Here is a 21,609-nt window from a genome sequence, read left to right as displayed (position 1 = left end):
AAGCGATTAGGTAATCTGATCGCTTTTTTTTCGGACTTAATCGAAAAACTTCACTTACTTAAAATTTCACTTCAATTTTATCGATTATCAAAATACTGTAATTCAATAATTTACTTCAATATAAATTTCACTAGTGAAAACATTATCTAGAATCATTAAAAATAAGTTTTCTTTTTTTGTGATTCTTCGTTCTGCTTTTATACATTTGTTTTATTATTTATAACTAATCTAAATAAAAATAAAATGAAGAGAACGCTACTTTTACTTCTTCTTATTCTAAGTAGATTCTACGTCGGTTATGCACAAAACGTCAATGTAGAACTTAGCGGATTTGTTTTTGATGAACAAGAAAATCCCATTAGTAATGCCAATGTATATTTAAAAAACTCAACCTACGGCACCTACACCAATAAGGATGGTTCTTTTAAACTAGATAATATCAAAAAAGGAGAATACACGATTGTAATTTCTGAAATCGGATTTATCAAAAAAGAACTGAAGATCAATATTCAATCCAATGAAAACATTGAGATTAAGCTTCAAAAAGAGATCAATTCGCTGTCTGACGTTTTGATTTCAGGAGAAAAAGAAACTTCATACAGCACTCGTAAAGTCTCACCTTCTCTTAAATTAAATGAAGAAATAATTAATATTCCACAAAATATCCAGATCATTACCAACGATGTTTTAAAAGATCAGGCCACTATTTCTATCATGGAAAATGTTACACGAAATGTAAGTGGAGCACAAATGATAGAACACTGGGGAAATTTTGCCAGAATCAATATGCGCGGCTTTAGAATTCCGCCTTTTCGAAACGGAATGAATGTTCTTTCTACCTGGGGCCCAATGGCCGAGGATCTTGCTTTGGTAGATAGAATTGAGGTAGTTAAAGGGCCATCTGCCTTTATGCTTTCTAGCGGTGAACCTGGCGGACTTTATAATGTGGTTACCAAAAAACCAACAGGAAATACCGGTGGTGAAATTGGTATTCTTACCGGTAGTTACAGTACGCTGCGTGCTACCGCAGATATCGAAGGAAATTTATCTGATGATAAAAAACTCCAATATCGATTTGTAGGTGCGGCTTCAACCAAAGAATCTCATAGAGATTACGAGCCAGAAAATCGTTATACCATTGCACCAAGTATTAAATACAATTTTAACGATAAAACATCGGTAACTGCCCAGTATACTTATCAATACTACAAAACCAAACTTATAGGTTCTGCGTACGTTTTCGCTCCAAACGAGTATGCCGATGTAGACAGAGATTTCACATTATCTGATCCAAGACTTGGGCCAGCGGTTATGAAAGAGCATTATGGATTTATCAATTTTAAGCATCAGATAAATCAGAATTGGAATTTAACCGCGCAGCTTAGTTACATTAATTATGAGCACGAAGGTTCTAGTCTTTGGTTAGACAGCGCATTTGGAGTTAAAGAAAATGGTGATCTATTACGAAGTATTAGTATCTGGGACGCTAAAGAAGAGCAAAAACTAGGACAGGTATTTATTAATGGTAAAGAATTAACTGGCGATGTTTCCCACACGATCCTAGGTGGTTTAGACTACGGAAATAAAAATTATATCGCAGATTGGGCACAAGCCGTAAATATAGATACAGAAGATAATCCTTTTAATATCTACGATCCTCAACCTGCTGCTATTATACCAGAATTCGACAGAAGTACAGCATTGCAACAACGTGCTAGCGGAATTATCACATCTAATTATCTTTCTTATTACATTCAGGATCAATTAGGATTTTTAGATGATGATCTTCGCCTTACCTTGGCAGGAAGATATACAGAATTTGAAAGCAGTGCTTACGGTGTACCTTCAGATGATAAAGTATTTACGCCACGTGTTGCGGTTTCCTATTCGATCTTAGATAATTTGATTGTCTACGGAATGTACGACCAGACTTTCTTACCAGAACAGGGAACTAATAGAGTCGGTGAGCCATTTGATCCTGTAACGGCTGAAGATATCGAAGGTGGATTAAAATTTGAATTTTCCGATGGTAATTGGAATGCTACGGCTACTTATTTTGATATCCATAAAGATAAATTTCTGGTTACAGATCCAGAGGATGCTAACTATTCTATACAAGTAGATACCGATATTACTTCGCGTGGTTTCGAATTTGATACACGTGGTGAAATTACCAAAGGCTTAAACCTTATTTTAAATTACGCCTATACCAATGTAGAAGATGCTGACGGAAACCCAATTGCCGGCTTTTCTAAACATGTTACTAATGGATGGTTAGATTATACATTTCAAACACAAAATTTAAAAGGAGTTGGAGTATCACTGGGCTACCAGTATTTAGTAGATCGCTCTTCTTGGGTATGGGGAGCCGATGGCCAGACAGATCTACCAGACTATTTTAGAATGGACGGTGCATTAAGCTGGGAAAACGACAACTTCCGCGTATCTCTTAACCTAAATAATCTTCTAAACGAATACTTATACTCGGGTGCAGATTATGGTACTTATGTTTACTGGCAAAGTGAACCCGGTAGAAATTTTAGATTAAGCCTGAATTATAAATTTTAAGACTAATTATTAAAGTCAGAACACTAAAAACAAACACTTTAAATCTCTATTTTAATGAAAAAACTGAGCCTAATTTTACTATTCTTACTTTGCTATACCTCCTCTTTTGCCCATTATTTATGGATCGAGACCAATCCAACAGGTAAACTGAATAAAGAGCAGGAAGTAAAAATTCATTATGGCGAATATACCTACGGAGTCATTGAAAAAACCGATGGCGATCCTTTTAAAAGTGTTTCAGAATTTGAAGTTTGGGTAATTAATCCAGATGGAACTTCTACTCAGCTAAAATTGGATAAAAAGGCCGATCATTATTTAGGACATTTCACTCCTACAAAGGAAGGTACATTTACCGTTCAGCTTAAAAATGATAATATCGATGTGATCGATTATACAGAGTATGACTTCGGAATTTTTAAAACTTATTATCAGTCTTTCGCTAAAGTAAATGTGGGAAATGCTACAAAAGCTTCAGAAATAACTGAAGAAGGATTGAGCATCAAAGAACTCCCTACTAAAAATGAGGAAAAAATCCTTCAGGTTTATTATCATGGCAAACCAGTTAGCGAACAGGAGGTAAAAATCTACGTTTCAGATCTTTGGTCGAAAACTCTAAGTACCGATGCTGAGGGAAAAATTTCTTTTAAACTTCCGTGGAATACAAAATATACGGTAGAAACCACCAAAAACGAAAATGTACCCGGTACTTATAAAGGTGAAGACTACGAATTTATTTGGCATTGCGCCACGTATTGTTTTCCGAAGAAATAAATAAAAAATTGACGAAAATCCTTTAAAACCTGATTTGATTTAGCCAACCTAGCTAAGAATGGCTGCCCTTACATAAGAAAAAAGATGTGAAAAACATCGAATTTGGGTTCAATATCGTTTGCTCACAAAGAATCCCATAACCTATCCTTCTTCTTATAACGGGCAGCCTATTTTAAACAAAAAACCTCGAGAAAATATGTTCCCGAGGTTTTTTTGTTGATATTATTAATTAATCTACACGCTCTATTTTAGCTCCAATACTTTTTAAACGCGCTTCGATATCTTCGTAACCTCTATCAATTTGCTCGATATTATGAATTGTAGACGTTCCTTTTGCAGAAAGTGCTGCGATTAACAACGAAATACCGGCTCTAATATCTGGAGACGTCATTGTAGTCGCTTTTAATGTCGAATGGAAATCGTGCCCAATAACGGTAGCTCTGTGTGGATCACAAAGGATGATCTTTGCTCCCATATCGATAAGTTTATCTACAAAGAATAAACGACTCTCAAACATCTTTTGATGTATTAGTACACTACCTCTTGCCTGCGTTGCTACCACCAAAATAATACTTAATAAATCGGGTGTAAAACCTGGCCAGGGAGCATCGCTAATATTCATGATCGAGCCATCTATAAAACTCTGCACTTCGTAACCATTATTATGCGCCGGGATAAAAATATCATCTCCTCTACGCTCTATCGTAATTCCCAGTTTCTTGAAAGTGGTAGGAATTAATCCTAGCATTTCCCAGTTCACATTCGTGATAGTGATCTCACTTTTGGTCATGGCGGCAAGACCAATCCACGATCCAATTTCAATCATATCTGGCAAAATAGTATGCTCACATCCCCCTAATTCTGTAACACCTTCGATAACAAGTAAGTTAGAACCTACTCCGCTTATTTTAGCTCCCATCGAATTAAGCATTTTACAAAGTTGCTGTAAATAAGGCTCACAAGCGGCATTGTAAATTGTTGTAGTACCTTCAGCCATTACAGCCGCCATAACAATATTAGCGGTACCGGTAACAGATGCTTCTTCTAAAAGCATGTATTTACCTTTAAGTCCGTTTGGTGCTTCTACACCATAAAAACGTTCTTCTTTATTATATCTAAAACTGGCTCCAAGATTTATAAAACCTTCAAAATGCGTATCTAAACGACGGCGACCTATTTTATCACCGCCTGGTTTTGGAATATAACCTTTACCAAATCTTGCCAAAAGTGGTCCAACGATCATGATAGAACCACGCAAACCGCTACCATCTTTCTTAAATTGCTCACTTTGCAGGTAATCTAAGTTCAGCTCGTTGCTCTTAAAAGAATAACTTCCTTTTCCTAACTTCTGAATTTTAACACCTAGATTCTCTAGTAAGCTTATAAGTTTATTTACATCGATAATATCTGGGATATTATTGATAATTACTTCTTCTGAAGTTAATAAAACAGCACAAAGAATCTGCAGGGCTTCGTTTTTTGCTCCCTGAGGTTGTATTTTCCCTTGAAGCTGATGCCCTCCTTCTATCTGAAAAGTTCCCATGAAATTGGTTAAATTTTAGTAGCGTTTACGGCTTTTACGACCGCCTGTTCTTTTAGGATTATTGTTCTTGGTATATTTCTTTTTACCACGCATAAGGTTAGAAGAATCACTTAGATCTTCATCAGAGTTTTTAAGATTTAAAGCTCCTTCACTCAATTCTTTTAAATGCTCAAAAATTACGTTATCATCTACCGTATCACGATTCCAATTAAGGAAAGATTTCTTCATGTGGTTAGCGATCGCTAAAACCAAAGCATCTTTAAACTCACCATCATCATACTTCTTAGCCTCGTCGATCATTCGTTTAATATTATTTCCGTAGAAACGATATTTTGGATGATTTTGAGGATAATTTAAAGGATCTGGACGCTCTTCTAATATTTCCCTACTTGGTTTAGGAAAAGGAGAATCTACATCTAGTTTAAAATCACTAATTATAAATAATTGATCCCAAAGTTTATGCTGAAAATCTGGCACATCACGCAAATGCGGATTCATATTCCCCATTACCGCGATTATAGAATTAGCTACACGGTTTCGCTCTTCATCATCCTTAATACTTACAGCATGCTCTACCATTTTTTGCAGGTGCCTGCCATATTCAGGAATTATCAACGTACTCCTCTCAGAGTTATATTCTAATGCGTTTGTCAAAAAAAATCGATTTAAATTAGGTAATATTAAATTGCAGAAGTTAATTCTGCCTGCAAAATAAGAAATATTAACTAATGTGTATAAAAGATCCCGGGTTTTTAATCCAGAATCAAAATTTTAACGCTATAAAGTCATAAACTAAGCGCATAAGTAGATCATTTTCAATTAAAAATCGCTTTAAAGGCTAGAAAAGCACAAAAAAGATGCTAATATCCACAAGATTCTTAAGTAAATTCAATTTAAAACAATTGAAAATATGTGCTGAAAATTCAGCTTTAAAACCTCTAATATTGGCTTATTATAGCGAAATAACGCCTTCTACCTTCTCTCCTACTTCTTTATATTTTTCGATCACGGCATCTGGATTTTTCATCCTAACATTTACAGATACACTGGTGTAGGTTCCTTTTTTAGACTTCTTGGTGGTGATCACAGCGCCCATATTATCAAAAATATTCTCTACACTTTTAATTTTTTCTTCTTTTGAAGGAACAATAAATTTATATAGATATTCTGAAGGCCACATTGCCGTATCCTGAAGCTGTGTTTTCAGTTTTGCGTAAAATTCGTCTGGATTATTGGATGCACTCATATTATTTTTCTTCATCAAATTTAAAGGATACAAAGATACAAGCTTTATACCATTTTTATAATCAAAATCAAATGTCGAAATTTGCGGCGTGAAAGCAAAGAAAATTGTAATTACCGGTGGCCCCGGAACAGGAAAATCTTCGATTATTTTCGAATTAGAAAAACGCGGCTATACCTGCCTGCACGAAATTTCAAGACAGGTAACGCTAGATGCTCAAAAAGAAGGTATAGACCAGCTTTTTTTAGAACAACCTTTGTTGTTTAGCGAAAAACTTTTGGAAGGCAGAGATGCCCAATTTATCGAAGCTGAAAAATCTAAAGAAAATATTATCTTTATAGATCGGGGCGTGCACGATGTGGTAGCCTATATGGATTATTTTGATACCAAATATGGTGAGCCGTTTATATCTACCTGTAAAGATCGAAAATACGATCAGGTTTTTATGTTGCCTCCCTGGGAAGAGATTTACCAGAGCGATAACGAACGTTACGAAAGTTTTGCTGAAGCTGTAAAAATCTCGAAATACCTCTCTAACACTTATATCGATTACGGTTACAAACCTTTAATTGTGCCAACGGGTACAGTTAAAGAACGAGCCGATTTTATTTTACAAAATATTGAGGTATAATATTGCAGGAAGCTGTACAAATACTAAATAAATACTGGGGGCACAAAGAATTTAGACCTTTACAGTGGCCCATTATTGCTTCGGTTTTAGAAGGCGAAAACGTATTGGCACTACTACCAACTGGTGGTGGAAAGTCCATTTGTTTTCAGGTGCCTGCTTTAATGCGTAGCGGTATTTGTATTGTAGTTTCTCCGCTTATCGCTTTAATGGAAGACCAGGTAAGTAATTTACAGGCTAAAGGCATAAAAGCTATGGCCATTACAGGTGGCATTTCTTATACCGATCTTGATAAGAAACTTGATAATTGTATCTACGGAAATTATAAATTCTTATACCTCTCTCCTGAAAGACTTCAAATGGAATTGGTGCAGGAACGCATTAGATTAATGAATGTAAATCTAATCGCGGTAGATGAAGCGCATTGTATCTCACAATGGGGGCACGACTTTAGACCAGCTTATAGAAATATATCCATTTTTAACGAATTAAAGCCAGAAGTTCCGCTTATCGCATTAACAGCAACTGCAACTCCGCCTGTTATCGAAGATATAAAAGAGCAGCTAAAATTGCCCAATCTTAAGTTGCACAAAAAATCTTTTTACAGGCCCAATATTGCCTATAATGTTATTTATGCTGAAGATAAATTCTATGAAGTTTCTAAGCTGCTAAAATCCATTGAAGAAACTGCCATTATTTATGTAAGAAGCCGAAATGCAACTACTGAAATTGCGAATTACCTACAATCTCAGGATTATAAAGCTGAAGCTTTTCATGGCGGAATGAAAATGGCCGATAAAAAACGAAAACTGGAAGATTGGCTTCAGAATAAATTTAGGATCATGGTAGCGACCACTGCATTTGGAATGGGAATCGATAAACCAGATGTTAGGCATGTAATTCACTTAAATTTACCCGAGAACCTGGAAAGTTATTTTCAGGAAGCAGGCCGTGCCGGGCGGGATGGCAAATATGCGGAAGCTAGCATAATCACCAATAAAAGCGATATTCCTGTTTTAGAGAATCAATTTTTAGCAAAATTACCATCTATTTTAGAAATTAAAGAAGTCTACAAAAAGATCCTCGCTTATTTTAGAATCGCCTATGGAGAAGGCGAACAGGAAGCTTTTAATTTTAATTTTAACCTGTTTTGCAAGCAATACAACTTCAATATTCATAAAACTTACGCAGCATTGCAAATTTTAGAACGTTGTTCTATACTGAAGTTAAGCGAAGAATTTCATAAACGCACTTTGGTGAAATTCGAGGTTTTTCCGGGCACTTTAAATACCTATTTAAACAATCAACCTGAAGTTTCAGAATTTACCAAAAGTATTTTAAGAACTTATGGTGGTATTTTTGAAAATCTTACCGCTATTAATTTATCTTCTTTAGCTGAAAAAGCTAATATTTCAGATGCTGAAGCATTGCGTATTCTTCAGAAATTAGAAAAAGATGAGATTATTGAATTTGAATATGCGCAACATGATGCCTCGGTCACTTTTTTGGTACCGCGTGAAGATGAACGAACGTTAATTCCGCATACTAAATTCATCGAGCAATATCTTCAGAATAAAAAAGAAAAAATAGAACAGGTTTTAACTTATATCGATAAAAATGAAACCTGCCGTAGTAAGCAACTTTTAACTTATTTTGGAGAAAAAGAGATTGATGACTGCGGAATCTGCTCGGTTTGTACAAAAAAGCAATCCGGAAAGTTAACTCGAGATTTAATGAATATCATCTATTTTGAAATTATCAAACTACTAAAAACCGCAGAAAGATCTTCTAGAGAGTTGGTGGCACAATTACCTTTTGCTGAAGAACATATTCTTGAAGTTTTACGCCTTTTAGTAGAAAAAAACCGAATAAAAAGAACACCAACCAATACCTACAAAGCACAATAAAATGAAAGATTTACGAATATTATTTATGGGAACGCCAGACTTTGCTGTAGAAGGTCTTGCGAAAATTCTAGAAGCCGACTATAATGTTGTTGGTGTAGTTACCGCGCCAGATCGCCCTGCGGGTCGCGGTAGAAAATTAAACCAAAGCGCAGTAAAAAAATTCGCTTTAACCAAAGGTTTGCCCATTTTACAGCCAACCAATTTAAAATCTGATGAATTTGAAGCACAGCTTAAGGAACTAAACCCTAATCTACAGGTTGTAGTTGCTTTTAGAATGTTGCCAGAAAAAGTATGGAAGTTTCCGGAATATGGAACCTTTAATTTACATGCTTCAATCTTACCAGAATATCGCGGTGCTGCACCGATAAATTGGGCGGTGATTAATGGTGAAAAAACAACTGGAGCAACTACCTTTTTTATAGATGAAAAGATCGATACCGGGAATATAATTCAGTCTAAAGAGATCGAAATTGAGGCTACCGAAAATGTAGGATCTGTTCACGACCGCTTAATGAAACTTGGCGGGGAACTTATTGTAGATACGCTAAAACTTATTGAAAGTGGCGAGGTAAAAACTATCCCACAAAATAAAGAGGAAGATCCTAAACCCGCTCCAAAATTAACTCGAGAAAATACCAAAATCGACTGGACACAGAGTACCAGCACTATTTTTAATCTTATACGTGGTTTAAATCCATATCCAGCCGCATGGTGCTTTTTGCAAAATGGAGACAAAATGAACGTTAAGGTTTTTGATAGCGAAATGATTTTAAAAGAGCATACAGAGAAGCCAGGAAAGCTAAGTATTGATAATCATCAAATTAAAGTAGCCACTAAAGATGGTTATGTTCTTATTAATGAAATTCAGCTTCCCGGAAAACGAAAAATGAAGGTAAAAGATTTGCTAAACGGTTTAAGGCTAGAAAATGATGCTTATATGCTCTAAGCCCTTGTAAATACTGAAATCATAAAAAATCAATAAATTCGCCTCCCAATTATTAACATTTTGCCAAAGTTATCAACAAACACCTCGTTTTCCCACGCCATTACTTGCATAGGCGATAAATCCATATAAATTTGTAAGAGCAATTGAACAGAATGTTTAACCAACAATTATTTAAATTCAAATTATGAACAAAACAGATTTAATCGACGCAATGGCTGAGGACGCAGGTATTTCTAAAGCTGCGGCTAAAAAAGCATTAGAATCATTTTTGGGAGGAATCGAATCTTCTCTTAAAAAAGGAGACAGAGTTTCTCTAGTAGGTTTTGGATCTTGGTCTGTGTCTAAAAGAGCAGCACGTGAAGGTAGAAACCCACAAACTGGAAAAACAATTAAGATTGCTGCTAAAAATGTAGTGAAATTTAAAGCTGGTGCAGATTTACAAAAAGCTGTAAACTAATAATTATCACTATTTTAGTTAAAGTATTAAAGCTTTCCCACAAGGAAAGCTTTTTTTATGCATAATTTTCTAAAATTTATTGTAAGGTTAAGAATAATTAGTTAGATTAGTTAAAAAGTATGCCTATGATTGCACTTAAACCCTCTAAAGGCCACCTTTTAATAGCAGAACCTTCGATTATTGGAGATATCTCCTTCAACAGGTCTGTCGTACTTTTGGCCGAACATTCTGAACGTGGCTCTGTAGGATTTATCTTAAACAAGGTATTAGACTTCACTCTTAATGATTTAATCCCTGGTTTAAATGTAGATTTCCAGATTTATAATGGAGGGCCCGTAGAACAGGATAATCTTTACTTTATTCATCGAATCCCAGATCTAATTCCAGATAGCGTAGAAATCGCAGATGGTATTTATTGGGGAGGAAATTTTGATGCCGTAACCACGCTAATTTCCCAAAATATGATCGATGAAAACCAAATAAGATTTTTCCTGGGGTATTCTGGTTGGGACGCTGAACAATTAAATAACGAATTAGATGCAAATTCGTGGATTGTTGTAACCAACGAAGACCAAAAAAGTATTATCGAACGTCCTTATGATTCTTTCTGGAAAGACCAGATGATGCAACTGGGCGGCGACTATGTTTTATGGTCTAATGCACCAGAAAACCCTAGTTACAACTAGAAATAGAATCCTTCTCTCCTAGCCTGACCACTAATTAACCCAATCTTGCCTTTGCATTTAATTTGGCAAGAAGATCTTTAGCCACCGTATTTTTATATTCTTTTTTACGGTATTTTGATATTGGCTGAATCCCAACAATTACATTCGTGATAAAAAGTTCGTCTGCTTTTTGTAATTCAAAAGGGGAAACAGAAGCTTCTTCAAAAGTGTACTCCTGCAACTTTTTAATCATATTTACCAATTGCTTTCTGGTAATACCATTTAGGGCTCCATCTGTAAGTGGTGCAGTTTTAATTTTATTTCCTTTTACCACAAAAAGATTTCCATTTAAAGCCTCTACAACAGATTTTTTTTCGTTTACCAGCAAACAGTTCTGATAATCGTTCTCCTTCGCAAAAATACCACCTAAAACATTTACTGCTTTATTATTGGTTTTAATTGTAGACAACAAACCAGAATTTATATAATGATCTTTAAAAAGTTCAACTTCATAAAAATCTTCATTAAGCGTGTAAAATGAATTTTGAATTTCTGAAGTAAGTATAAAATATTCGATATCCCTAACCTCTGGCGTATACAATCCTCCTTCTTTTCTGAAGACTGAAAATTTTACACGCACCGGCTTATCCTGAAGCTTATTTTCTTTGATAAGATCTATAATCTGTTCTTCCAAAAACTCTGGTGAGAACTCATGCGGAATTTCCATTCGCATAATACGCATAGAAGCCATTAATCTAAAATAATGGTCTTCCCAAAACATTACTTTGCCATTAATTACACGTATGGTTTCAAATACAGAATCCCCATAAGCATAACCTCGATTGGTTATCGATAAATTCGCTTCGCTCTCCTGCAGTATTTGTCCGTTAAAATTGATCATAAAAAAGCCCCGTTTTATAAGCGGGGCAAAGGTAAGTTTTAAATATCGAATATTAAACCGATCCCAGTACCTGTTTTAAGTCTGAAATCATATTTTCCCAAAGCATTTTACCTTCTTCTACCTCATCTTCATCTTCAGCAAAATCGGTGATCATTATAGAAACGTCCTTGGTAATATCGTCTACCTGAATACGAATTTCAAAATAATAGGGCGTGCCTTCTTCTTCTGCCCATCTAAATTTTACACGCTCATCACTTTTTTTGCTTACGAGCTTTGCCTGCTCTTCGCTACCTTCCCAGATAAAAGTAAATAACTCTCCGCGTGAATTAACATTATCAGCATACCACTCGCTTAATCCTGAGGGAGTTGAAATATATTGATACAGCAATGAAGGAGAAGCGTGAATTGGAAATTCCATTTCGTACTTTATCTTATCTTCCATTTTTTGATTTATTAGTTTTGAGCAATATATATATTAATTGGTAACATTAAAAGAAAACATTTTAAATATTTTCGAAAAAATTATTTGTGGCATTTCAAATTGTTATTATATTTGCACCCGCATTTGCAGTACAGCTCAAATGTTTTGTAAAGGCAGTGATACTGCACAACACGGCGAGATAGCTCAGTTGGTTAGAGCGTCGGATTCATAACCCGGAGGTCCCGAGTTCAAATCTCGGTCTCGCTACTAGGAAAATCAAGGCTTCACAGAGATGTGAAGCTTTTTCTTTTTACACCTAGTACAGAATAAGTACAGAATTTTACGTATTTCAAATAAATTAAAATGAGTGATTTAGAATGATCTCATTTGATAGCAATTGAAACCAAATTCTAAGTTTTTTCCGAAAATTTAATCGAGAAAATAACTCTTACGTCATTTTCTAAGTTTAATATTTAAGATCATTTTTAACTGTTTCACCATTAAGTGGTGGTAGATTTCTGAATTTCTGCAAAAATTTAAAAGTCTAACTTTCTTTTAAACTGAATGTTTAAGATTAAATGAGGCTTATCTCATATAGATTGAGATAGGTCGAAATAAATATTTTTAAATCCACACAATTCATTAATAACCTCTACATATTTTCGATCAGGTTTATAATTGAGATTTCTAATTTCCATTCTTGCATTTAGTTTCCCTTCCTGAAGGTTACTGATTCTTCATTTTAGGTTTTTGATTCCCACCCACGCCGTACAGTTATTCTTTTTTTGGTCGCAAAACACCAACATTTTGGAGTTGAACCGGACTGCATAAGCCGCTCCCCTACTCGCTTTTATAAGTCCTTATCAATCCAAAATATTGAAATCGTGTAAGCATCAAAAAAAGATAACAGCTATACGGCTCTATGGGAAGTAAATCAAAACAGTTTAATATGAAATCATCAATAACATATCGATCCAGAAGGGAAACTAAAAAAATCAAAAAAAGAAAAACGCTACCGGATATAATAAGTAAATCAATTTTTTTAATCAATGTGTAACCGTCTGCTTAGAAGGCAGACCTCTAAAACTTTTAATTATGAGTAATCTAAGAAACAAAGTGCAGTTAATCGGAAATGTAGGGCAAGAACCTAGCACAACCAAGCTTGACAATGGCAAAAAAGTAGCCCGCTTATCATTGGCGACCAATGAAAACTACAAAAACAGTAAAGGCGAAAAGGTACAGGCTACCGACTGGCATACGGTCGTGGCTTGGGGCAAGACCGCTGAAATCATTGAAAATTATGTAAGCAAGGGCAAAGAGATTGCCGTGGAAGGAAAATTAACTTCCCGTTTCTATGAGGATAAGGAAGGGGTAAAACGATATGTTACCGAAGTGCTAGCTTCTGAAATCCTATTAATGGGTGGTAACGCCTAATTCTTAAAAACAAAGAGGGCGTCACCGTCGAAAATTGCGCCCTCTTTTAATTATTAACCCATTAAATAAGCTAATAATGAAAGACAAAGTTAATGAAATACAGATAAGCTACCGGGAAAAAATCGGAACATTAAAATCTGACCCGATTAAAGGTTCTAAGCACGCAGCGGAATTACTTTATAATAACTGGGATAAAGGAACCATAGGTTTACAGGAAAGCTTTAAAATCCTGTTATTGAATAATTCCAATAAAGTGAAAGGGGTTTATCCTTTATCCATTGGAGGTATTACGGGTACTTTAGTTGATATTCGCATCCTTTTTGCGATTGTATTGAAGACCTTATCCGTGGGAATCCTGCTTGCTCATAACCATCCAAGCTATAAACTTGTACCTAGTGAAGCAGACAAGCGATTGACCCGTAAAATTAAAGAGGCAGCACAGCTTTTTGACGTGAAAGTCTTGGATCATATCATTATCGCTCCCAATGGGGACTATTATAGTTTCGCCGATAATGGATTGTTGTAATTTAAAATTTGATGATGATCTATTTGAATTATACCAACCTTGATAGTGAAACACAGGAACGTTTGCTTTCGATGTCTAAAAAAGAAGTAGAAAATCGTTTCGGAAAGCAGTTAAAGAGCTATGCCCAACAACACTACGTTAATTACGACACCCTGTTGGAAGAGGAAGCGATACGAAATCTATACAATTATAATTTTGTATTCAATATGTAAAGACTAAAAAACACCAAACAAGCCCTTATTAAATGAGGGCTTTTTCTATGGCTTATTTCTTTTAAATCGTATCTTTAGAAGGTTGACAAATAACACTTTTGGTCATTATTTAATCCCAATTATTGGGTGATTTGACTTTCCTTAAATGACCAATCCATAAAATAATAAAGGCGTTCCGCTTTAGTGGAATGTCTGGAAATTTGGGTCCCTGCGGGACGGAAATTGGAAGAGCAAGAGGGTGACACGCATAGCGGTGTCTCGGCTGCCAATTTCTATGTAAATCACTAATAATCAGTTGTTTAATTATGTTTAAATTATATTGATTTTCAGGACTTTGCAGCAAAACCCCTGGAACCCATTGTAAACAGTCACTTTTTTGCAGCAAAAATGAAGAAATTTTCAACATACGGCTTTTCAGGGATCAATATCAAAAAAGATATTGCCGAGCGTTTTCGGGCATTTTCCAAAGACATTTCCAAGTCGCATTCGGAAACCCTGGAGGCAATGTTGAACTTCTTCAAATGGAACAATCTTGACCCTAATGACAATCTTGGCGTAAAAACGGATGCGACCAAAAAAAGGATTAATGCCCTGATTGCTATTGTACGGAATATTGAAAAGCAACAGACACTGCCTACCAAGGCAATGCTGGATACCTTATTTCAGGAAATGAACAAGGTAGACGAGGAAGAAAAGGAAGCGGAACAGTTTGATTTTGGGACACCGGAACCTTTCTCACGCGATAGCGAACTGGAGCATTACAAAAACCGCTATGAACAGATGCAACAAAAGCTCAACACCTACCGAAATAACACAAAAAACCTACTGGAACATTTATCCTATGTGAAAGGGACTTTTGGGAAGGGATATTATAAGCTGAATATGAATACAGAGGAATTGGAACACCTCAAAAAAGAACTCAATAAAAAAATTAATAATGTACATCACCATCACCGCTCAGAAAGTGCAGGGTAATTATGCGCAAAGTGCTGCCGATTTTGTGGATTACCTGGAAAAGGAAAATGAAGGGAAACCGCTTCCCGAACTGGAACATTTTTTTGATCAGCAGCACGATGAAATAGCTGCCGAAGAAGTCATCCGGGAAATCGATGACAATACGGCTAAACTTAAAAATAAAGAACCCAAGTTCTATTCCATTACCCTAAATCCAAGCGGTCGGGAACTTAAAGCCATTCAGGATTCCCCGGAAGCCCTCAAACGCTATACCCGGGAAGCGATGAAGGAATATGCCAAGGCTTTTCATCGGGAAATTGATGGTCGCCCAGTGGCTATTACGGATATTAAATATTACGCCAAGGTAGAACGTCAGCGCACGTTTAAAGGGACCGATAAGCAGGTTCGGGAAAATCAGCCTTATGCAACGAAGATTTTGGAATTGAAAAATGATATCCGAAGTATCAACCGGGGAGAGCAAATTGGGAATACTAAGACGCTTCAACAAAAAATCCAACGGCTGGAAGCAGCAGCACCCTATCAATTGGACGGAAAACGCATCGTGCGGGGAATGGCCAAACCGGGATCGCAAAGTCATATCCATATCATTGTAAGCCGAAAGGATGCCTCCAACCGCTACAGTCTTTCCCCAGGAAGCAAGCACAAAGCCTCAGAAGTAGAAATGCACGGCAAGATGATTAAACGGGGGTTTGATCGTAATGCTTTTATCAAAAATTCAGAGAAAACCTTTGATCAACTATTCCGTTATAAGCGTAATTATGTGGAAAGCTATACCGCTCGAAAAACCTTTCTTAAAAATCCGAAATTGTATTTTTCTACGATTACAAAGCTCCCGGCCAATGAAAAGGCAATGGCATTTAAATTATTACAGCAATCAGGAGTGAATACGGCGGTACTAAGCATTCCTACAAATAAGTTTCAGCTGGCGATAAAAGCCCTAAATCAACTGAAAAAAGGGGTGGGCAAAGCTATTGAATCAGGATCGATCGGGATATGAACTGGCTATGGGAACATATTACCCTCTATATCTTCGCCCCGGCTTTGTTCCTGGGTGCGGTGGTATACGGACTCTTTTTCGCGGAGCGCAAAGCACCAGGGGATAAAAAATACCAGGTGCGTTTTCAGTTGAGTAACGGAAATTTTAAAGCGGATAATATCCGCCGGGGTGCCTCCATCATTGGCTCGGCAGGAAGTGGAAAGACCGAAAGCGTAATCTATAACTTCTTGCAGCATTTTAGTGAATATGGTTTTTGTGGAGTGATTCACGATTATAAAGATTTTGAACTCACGGAAATGGCCTATCCCCTATTCAAAAATAAAAACTTGAACTTCTATACCATCGCTTTTGATCAGATCCATTATCGGGTCAATCCTATTGCCCCAAAATACCTGCCCAATGAGGAAAGTGTGAATGAGGTTTCCCGGGTCCTGATGGAAAACCTGCTAGAACAAAACCTATCGGCTAGCACTGGCAGTAATAAGTTTTTCTCCGATGCCGTCGAAGGCTTATTAAGCGGGATGATCTGGAAGATGAAAACCGCTTATCCTGATTGCTGCACCCTGCCCCACATTATTGCCTTGTTTCAATTGGTCAGTACTAAAAAACTGGTCGCCTTTTTAAAGTCAGATCTTACGGCGCGCAGTATGGCCAGCGCCTTTATCAATGGAATAGAATCAGAAAAACAGACTGCCGGAGTGAAAAGCACCCTGGCCAATGCTTTTAAAAAGATCAGCTCACAAAAACTGTTCTATGTACTCTCTAAAGATGAAGTGCCCCTGGATATCAACCACCCGGAACATCCGGCGGTGATCGCCCTAGTCAACCATCCAAAATACGATGGGGCTTACTCTCCTGTCATTGCAATGATAATGCATACAATTATCAAACAAATGAGTATCCGTCATCGGGAATCCTCTTTTTTACTTCTGGAAGAAGCGCCGACTCTTAAACTGCCCAATATGCATCGCATTCCGGCTACGTTGCGGAGCTATGATATTTCTACCGTCTATGTGATGCAGGACAAGGTACAGAACGATCTGTTGTATGGCGATAAAGCCAGCAAAGCGATCCTAAGCAACCTCTCCTACCAGTTTTTTGGAAAGGTGAATGACCCCGATACGGCTAAATACTACGAACGCTTTTTTGAGATCATTAAAGCTCCAACAAAAAGTGTGAGTAAAAGCAGTGGCTTTAGTTACGAAAGCCGAATTACCAAAGGGGAAAGAGAAATCTCTAAACGAAGGGCTGATGCTTTTTTTCGATTGAAACAAGGGGAATTTGTGGCCTTTGCGGATGGAAAGGATAAATTGGTACGTTTTCTGCATCCGAAAATTGAAAAGCAGGTACCACAATCCGCACTGAGTGTCGAAGACAAAGACCTTCAGTTTAACCTGCAACAAATCTATAATGATATTCGAATGGTTTTTTCTTGATTTTAAGGGCCAATTTCATTGATACTGTAAAATCTCTTGATATTTAAAATTTATTTTACATATGTGTCTTGTAATCCCCGATCAAAAATTGGATATATAACTAATTTATTTCAACTAATCATTTAGTTTTATATATTTGAACAAATTCTTTACATGAGCACCTTATCAAAATCTATAATAATTCTATTATACCTGGCCATAACAAGTTGTACTTCCTACCATCCTCTTTTGAAATATAATTATACCAACGGCTCACGATTAATAAATCCCGAAATTCCCCTAACTATTAAATACTTCGGTGATACCAAATTTCAAGATTTAGAAAAGGTCGATAAAAATTATATTAAAACTATATTACGTCCGTACAATCAACTCAAGCTAAAAAACCTGCTGGCTTATACCAAAACCAATGTCAATCCTGAATATGAAACCTTTTTGTTTTTATCCAGTCAAAAAGAAGGCAATGATTCCCTAAGGCTTCTATCTGTAGATTCGACACGATTAAGCCTAATTTATAAATTACAAAAGGATGATCAATCGCTTTTCATGCTTATGCAAGCGATGAACGACAACAAGGGACTGAAAAGCATGCTTAAGGATGGTGCAGATATCATGAATTCGGTTAGCTTTCGTATTGATTCTACTAATGCCCTCTCCTATGCTGATGTATTCAATCAGGTACGCAAGGATATCAATTATTTAAGCGCTACTAAAACACTTATCGATGCTCCGGTTTCAGATAGCCTACAACAACAATGGATGCAATTTCAATATCTTGCTACCATTAATTCTTTTATGCAGAACAATCCAACTCAGGACAGCCTGATACAGCAATACGAGCGTAAAAGGATAGATAAACAATCTGAAATGCTTTCAAAGCTGGATACCACGAAAGTATTTTACGGAGATGCAGTCATTGATAAGATTTTAAGTGAGGCAAAGCACACCCGGGTGGTCATGGTGAACGAAAATCACTGGTATCCAAAACACCGGATATTCACCACTTCTTTATTAAAAGATCTAAAGGAAATAGGCTATACTCATTTAGCATTAGAAGCACTGACCAATCCTTTACAGGCTTCCAAAATTAATGAAACGCGTCCATACCCTACCCTTAACTCGGGCTATTATATTCAAGAAGCTTATTTTGCACATCTTGTTCGAAAAGCTGCAGCATTAGGTTTTAAGCTGGTGTCTTATGAAAATCAAGATCCGAAAATCAATAGGGAATTAGGACAAGCGCAGCAGCTTATGGAAATTCTTGCAGATCCAAATGCAAAAGTATTGGTACATGCTGGTATTGATCATATTCTCGAATCCCCTACCGAAAACGGGAAACGCATGGCTACGCTTTTTAAAGAAATGTCGTCTATTGATCCGCTTAGTATTAACCAGGTAGAATTTGTGGGGGATTCCTCCCACGAATTAAGCCTTATCCCATTCGAACTTATTAAAGGTCAAACCAAAAAAATAAATGACTATTACCTTATAAATCATATAAAGCCTTCTTTGGAAAAAGTGTACCCGGAAAAAGATTTTCAAATAACAGCCACAATCACTCCAAAATCCAATCCGGCATTAGTGAAATTCTATAATCAGGAGGAGTATTCTATCTACAAAGAAAATGCTGTTCCCATTCTCAATATCTACTCGACTTCTGATAGACTTACGGTTAATTTACCACGAGGAATGTATAAGGTCGTAATTTACAATCCTGACAGAAAGCAAAATAGTCATTCTTTCAACACCAAATAATTTAAACTAAATATTGGCATGACTTATATAACTCCGAAGTTTATAGCATCAATTCGCTAATCCAATAAAAACCTTACCATCCGTTCCAAATGATCCGCAGGTACCTCAAATCGCTCCATCAGAAAATAAGGAGCTCCATCATTAGGTAGATACATGGCTCTGTATTTTAATTTACCCATTTTATGCTCCAATAAATAACCTTTCCCTCCATCAGGTAAATCTTCCACCTCTCCCATAATCGTATAGGCTTGAACAATTTTTGTTGGGATATCCCCCTTATTATCAAAAGTCGTAAGCCTCATTTCCTTTTTAGTGGTATCGATATCGATCTCCCTATCAATTACATCAAATTCATTAATGGTCAGGTAATGTGTAAACGGAGAAGTATAATGTTGGCCAATCAACGAATGACAATAAAAACTAAGGACTAAAAAACATAAACACCTATTTATCATTAGGTTAAAATAATTCAATTTTATATAGAGTAGTCCTAAATAAAACTTAACATTTCACTCTTATGATCTCATCTACTCTACTGGTATATCTTTTTGAAAGTCTTTCCTGTTTCATTTTCCAGGTCCTTCCAAGATCCAGAGCTGCAAATTTAACCTTGCCATTCTCAGTACGATTCAACCGGTCAATCACTTTCATCAAAACATGATGCCTTGGATCTTCATTAGAAAATAGTGATAATTGTCGTTCTGAGGCCGGGCTTATCCCCATTATAATTACTCCTGCCTTTTTGTATTGATAACCTTTCCTATAAATTCGTTTTAATCCGTATAAAGCAGCTTTAGTTAATACTATAGTAGAGTTTGATGGATATGATAAGTTGACCACCAAATTCGCTTTATATTGTCTTAAATCCTTTCTAAACTTATTCGTAAGTAGAAAGACATACACTAACGTGCAATTGCTATCCTGCTTCCGTAATTTATAAGCGGCTTTTGCTGCATAGGTACTCACACGCTCCCGTAGATCTTCATAATCCTCATACATTTTTTCAAAAGAACGTGTCACGGCAATATTTTTTTTGTTTTTAATTTCTTCAAAATCCAAAGTAGACTCTCCGGATAAATCTCTTTTTAACCGAAGACCGACCACACTCATTTCCTTTCTGGCATATTCATTAGGCAATTGTATAAATTGCCAGGCATTATAAATTTTAATATTTAAAAGACGTTTTTCATGCTGACGTCCAATACCCCAAACATCTCCGATCTTAGTCCAGCGTAGCGCTTTCTCCTTTTTTAGTTCTGAATCAATAGCATAAACCCCTCCTGTTATTTCAGCAAATTTTTTTGCAATTTTATTGGCAACCTTGGCTAAAGATTTAGTTTTAGCTAAACCCACACTAATTGGAATTCCGGTATGGCGATATACTTTCTCTATCATCTGTTTTCCCAATGTTTCCAGGTCATAAAGTTCAAATCCTTCGAATTTTAAAAAGCTCTCATCAATACTGTAAATTTCTATTTCCGGTGTAAACGTAGAGAGGATATTCATAACTCGATTACTCATATCACCATATAAGGTGTAATTGCTCGAAAAAACATGAATTCCCTTGGCTTCAAAGTCTTTCTCAAACTGAAATGCAGGTGCCCCCATTGGAATTCCCAAAGCTTTGGCTTCATTGGAACGTGCGATGACACAACCATCATTATTCGATAGTACCACAACAGGTTTATTACAAAGTGAGGGGTTGAATACACGCTCACAACTAGCATAAAAATTATTACAATCTACTAGTGCAAACATTATAAATATTTAATGACGTTTGTAACTATTCCCCATATCACGAATTCATTATCAGCGGTTACTTTGATGGGATTATATTTCTTGTTCTCCGCTATTAACCAAATAACATTTTTTTCAATTCGTATTCTCTTTACTGTAAACTCACCATCTAAAAAACAAACGGCGATCTGTCCACTTTTTGGTTTCAAACTTTTATCGATAACCAGTAAATCCCCGTTACTTATACCTGCTTCTTCCATACTATCCCCTTCGGCTCTACCAAAAAATGTGGCTTCCTTGTTCTTAATAAACTCATGATTCAGGTCAATTCTATCTTCTAAATGATCGTCTGCAGGTGATGGGAAACCTGCTGATATACCACAATGAAACAGTGGTAAGTGAAGTACAACTAAAGAATAATTTTTGTAAATTTTCATAACTCATAATGATACGAGTTTTCAAAATTAGGTATATTTCCATAATTTTG

The 21,609-nt window shown here is 36.2% G+C and carries 22 protein-coding genes and 1 tRNA gene; 15 read left to right on the top strand and 8 right to left on the bottom strand.

Annotation, left to right across the window (positions count from 1 at the left end; translation table 11 throughout):
• The first annotated feature begins 243 nt into the window (after window positions 1–243).
• Both IIF7_RS12805 and IIF7_RS12800 read left to right on the top strand, forming a co-directional pair.
• Entirely contained in the window at window positions 244–2,568 is a 2,325-nt protein-coding gene (locus tag IIF7_RS12805; RefSeq protein ID WP_084842090.1) for a TonB-dependent receptor, read from the top strand.
• Window positions 2,569–2,622: 54 nt separating this feature from the next.
• On the top strand, window positions 2,623–3,339 hold the full coding sequence (locus tag IIF7_RS12800; protein ID WP_084842089.1) for a DUF4198 domain-containing protein: 717 nt from the start codon (window positions 2,623–2,625) through the stop codon (window positions 3,337–3,339).
• Between the two features lie 229 nt (window positions 3,340–3,568).
• Here IIF7_RS12800 and murA read toward each other — a convergent pair whose 3' ends face one another.
• The 3 genes from murA to IIF7_RS12785 form a co-directional block, all read right to left on the bottom strand.
• Window positions 3,569–4,882, bottom strand: a complete 1,314-nt coding sequence (gene murA, locus IIF7_RS12795) for a UDP-N-acetylglucosamine 1-carboxyvinyltransferase (RefSeq protein WP_084842088.1) — start codon at window positions 4,880–4,882, stop codon at window positions 3,569–3,571.
• A 15-nt stretch (window positions 4,883–4,897) separates the two neighbouring features.
• Window positions 4,898–5,536, bottom strand: coding sequence for a DUF4290 domain-containing protein (locus tag IIF7_RS12790; protein WP_084842087.1), 639 nt, complete (start codon window positions 5,534–5,536; stop codon window positions 4,898–4,900).
• A 298-nt stretch (window positions 5,537–5,834) separates the two neighbouring features.
• A complete protein-coding gene (locus IIF7_RS12785) occupies window positions 5,835–6,128 on the bottom strand; it encodes a DUF493 family protein (RefSeq protein ID WP_084842185.1) in 294 nt (97 codons plus the stop codon).
• Between the two features lie 88 nt (window positions 6,129–6,216).
• On the opposite strand from IIF7_RS12785, the gene IIF7_RS12780 reads away from it, so the two are divergent.
• The 5 genes from IIF7_RS12780 (at window position 6,217) to IIF7_RS12760 (ending at window position 10,749) form a co-directional block, all read left to right on the top strand.
• Complete coding sequence (locus IIF7_RS12780; RefSeq protein ID WP_084842086.1) at window positions 6,217–6,756, top strand: AAA family ATPase; 540 nt, start codon at window positions 6,217–6,219, stop codon at window positions 6,754–6,756.
• A 2-nt stretch (window positions 6,757–6,758) separates the two neighbouring features.
• Window positions 6,759–8,660, top strand: a complete 1,902-nt coding sequence (locus tag IIF7_RS12775) for a RecQ family ATP-dependent DNA helicase (protein WP_084842085.1) — start codon at window positions 6,759–6,761, stop codon at window positions 8,658–8,660.
• Between the two features lies 1 nt (window position 8,661).
• A complete protein-coding gene (gene fmt / locus IIF7_RS12770; protein ID WP_176218952.1) occupies window positions 8,662–9,606 on the top strand; it encodes a methionyl-tRNA formyltransferase in 945 nt (314 codons plus the stop codon).
• 184 nt (window positions 9,607–9,790) lie between these two features.
• Window positions 9,791–10,063: an HU family DNA-binding protein gene (locus tag IIF7_RS12765; RefSeq protein ID WP_084842084.1), complete on the top strand. Its 273-nt coding sequence runs from the start codon at window positions 9,791–9,793 to the stop codon at window positions 10,061–10,063.
• Between the two features lie 125 nt (window positions 10,064–10,188).
• Window positions 10,189–10,749 carry a YqgE/AlgH family protein gene (locus IIF7_RS12760; RefSeq protein ID WP_084842083.1) on the top strand — a complete coding sequence of 187 codons (561 nt, stop codon included), beginning with the start codon at window positions 10,189–10,191 and terminating at the stop codon, window positions 10,747–10,749.
• A gap of 34 nt (window positions 10,750–10,783) precedes the next feature.
• On the opposite strand, the gene IIF7_RS12755 is transcribed toward IIF7_RS12760, so the two are convergent.
• The gene (locus IIF7_RS12755; protein ID WP_084842082.1) at window positions 10,784–11,629 is read right to left on the bottom strand and encodes an aminotransferase class IV; all 846 of its coding nucleotides are present in this window, start codon (window positions 11,627–11,629) and stop codon (window positions 10,784–10,786) included.
• Window positions 11,630–11,681: 52 nt separating this feature from the next.
• Window positions 11,682–12,071: an START-like domain-containing protein gene (locus tag IIF7_RS12750; protein ID WP_013071941.1), complete on the bottom strand. Its 390-nt coding sequence runs from the start codon at window positions 12,069–12,071 to the stop codon at window positions 11,682–11,684.
• 172 nt (window positions 12,072–12,243) lie between these two features.
• On the opposite strand from IIF7_RS12750, the gene IIF7_RS12745 reads away from it, so the two are divergent.
• The 8 genes from IIF7_RS12745 (at window position 12,244) to IIF7_RS12705 (ending at window position 19,385) form a co-directional block, all read left to right on the top strand.
• Window positions 12,244–12,317 (top strand) — tRNA-Met (locus IIF7_RS12745).
• An 828-nt stretch (window positions 12,318–13,145) separates the two neighbouring features.
• The gene (locus IIF7_RS12740) at window positions 13,146–13,484 is read left to right on the top strand and encodes a single-stranded DNA-binding protein (protein WP_008615812.1); all 339 of its coding nucleotides are present in this window, start codon (window positions 13,146–13,148) and stop codon (window positions 13,482–13,484) included.
• Between the two features lie 76 nt (window positions 13,485–13,560).
• Window positions 13,561–14,010: a JAB domain-containing protein gene (locus IIF7_RS12735; RefSeq protein ID WP_008615811.1), complete on the top strand. Its 450-nt coding sequence runs from the start codon at window positions 13,561–13,563 to the stop codon at window positions 14,008–14,010.
• A gap of 14 nt (window positions 14,011–14,024) precedes the next feature.
• On the top strand, window positions 14,025–14,222 hold the full coding sequence (locus IIF7_RS12730; protein ID WP_008615810.1) for a hypothetical protein: 198 nt from the start codon (window positions 14,025–14,027) through the stop codon (window positions 14,220–14,222).
• Between the two features lie 387 nt (window positions 14,223–14,609).
• On the top strand, window positions 14,610–15,197 hold the full coding sequence (locus IIF7_RS12720) for a BfmA/BtgA family mobilization protein (RefSeq protein WP_008615809.1): 588 nt from the start codon (window positions 14,610–14,612) through the stop codon (window positions 15,195–15,197).
• Window positions 15,160–16,194, top strand: a complete 1,035-nt coding sequence (gene mobB / locus IIF7_RS12715) for a MobB family relaxase (RefSeq protein WP_084842080.1) — start codon at window positions 15,160–15,162, stop codon at window positions 16,192–16,194. The genes IIF7_RS12720 and mobB overlap by 38 nt, the downstream gene beginning before the upstream one ends.
• The gene (locus IIF7_RS12710; protein ID WP_084842079.1) at window positions 16,191–17,630 is read left to right on the top strand and encodes a type IV secretory system conjugative DNA transfer family protein; all 1,440 of its coding nucleotides are present in this window, start codon (window positions 16,191–16,193) and stop codon (window positions 17,628–17,630) included. The genes mobB and IIF7_RS12710 overlap by 4 nt, the downstream gene beginning before the upstream one ends.
• Before the next feature lie 228 nt (window positions 17,631–17,858).
• The gene (locus IIF7_RS12705) at window positions 17,859–19,385 is read left to right on the top strand and encodes a hypothetical protein (RefSeq protein ID WP_084842078.1); all 1,527 of its coding nucleotides are present in this window, start codon (window positions 17,859–17,861) and stop codon (window positions 19,383–19,385) included.
• A 56-nt stretch (window positions 19,386–19,441) separates the two neighbouring features.
• Here the strand turns inward: IIF7_RS12705 and IIF7_RS12700 are convergent, their stop codons facing one another.
• From IIF7_RS12700 to IIF7_RS12690, 3 genes are all read right to left on the bottom strand, one after another.
• Window positions 19,442–19,789, bottom strand: coding sequence for a hypothetical protein (locus tag IIF7_RS12700; protein WP_139801324.1), 348 nt, complete (start codon window positions 19,787–19,789; stop codon window positions 19,442–19,444).
• 97 nt (window positions 19,790–19,886) lie between these two features.
• Entirely contained in the window at window positions 19,887–21,143 is a 1,257-nt protein-coding gene (locus tag IIF7_RS12695) for a Y-family DNA polymerase (protein WP_084842076.1), read from the bottom strand.
• On the bottom strand, window positions 21,143–21,559 hold the full coding sequence (locus tag IIF7_RS12690; RefSeq protein WP_084842075.1) for a LexA family protein: 417 nt from the start codon (window positions 21,557–21,559) through the stop codon (window positions 21,143–21,145). The genes IIF7_RS12695 and IIF7_RS12690 overlap by 1 nt, the downstream gene beginning before the upstream one ends.
• Window positions 21,560–21,609: the final 50 nt, after the last annotated feature.

Source organism: Zunongwangia atlantica 22II14-10F7, assembly GCF_002094855.1.
Classification (GTDB): domain Bacteria; phylum Bacteroidota; class Bacteroidia; order Flavobacteriales; family Flavobacteriaceae; genus Zunongwangia; species Zunongwangia atlantica.
The sequence above is the reverse complement of the archived record's forward strand: the minus strand, read 5'-3'. Positions and strand labels throughout refer to the sequence as shown.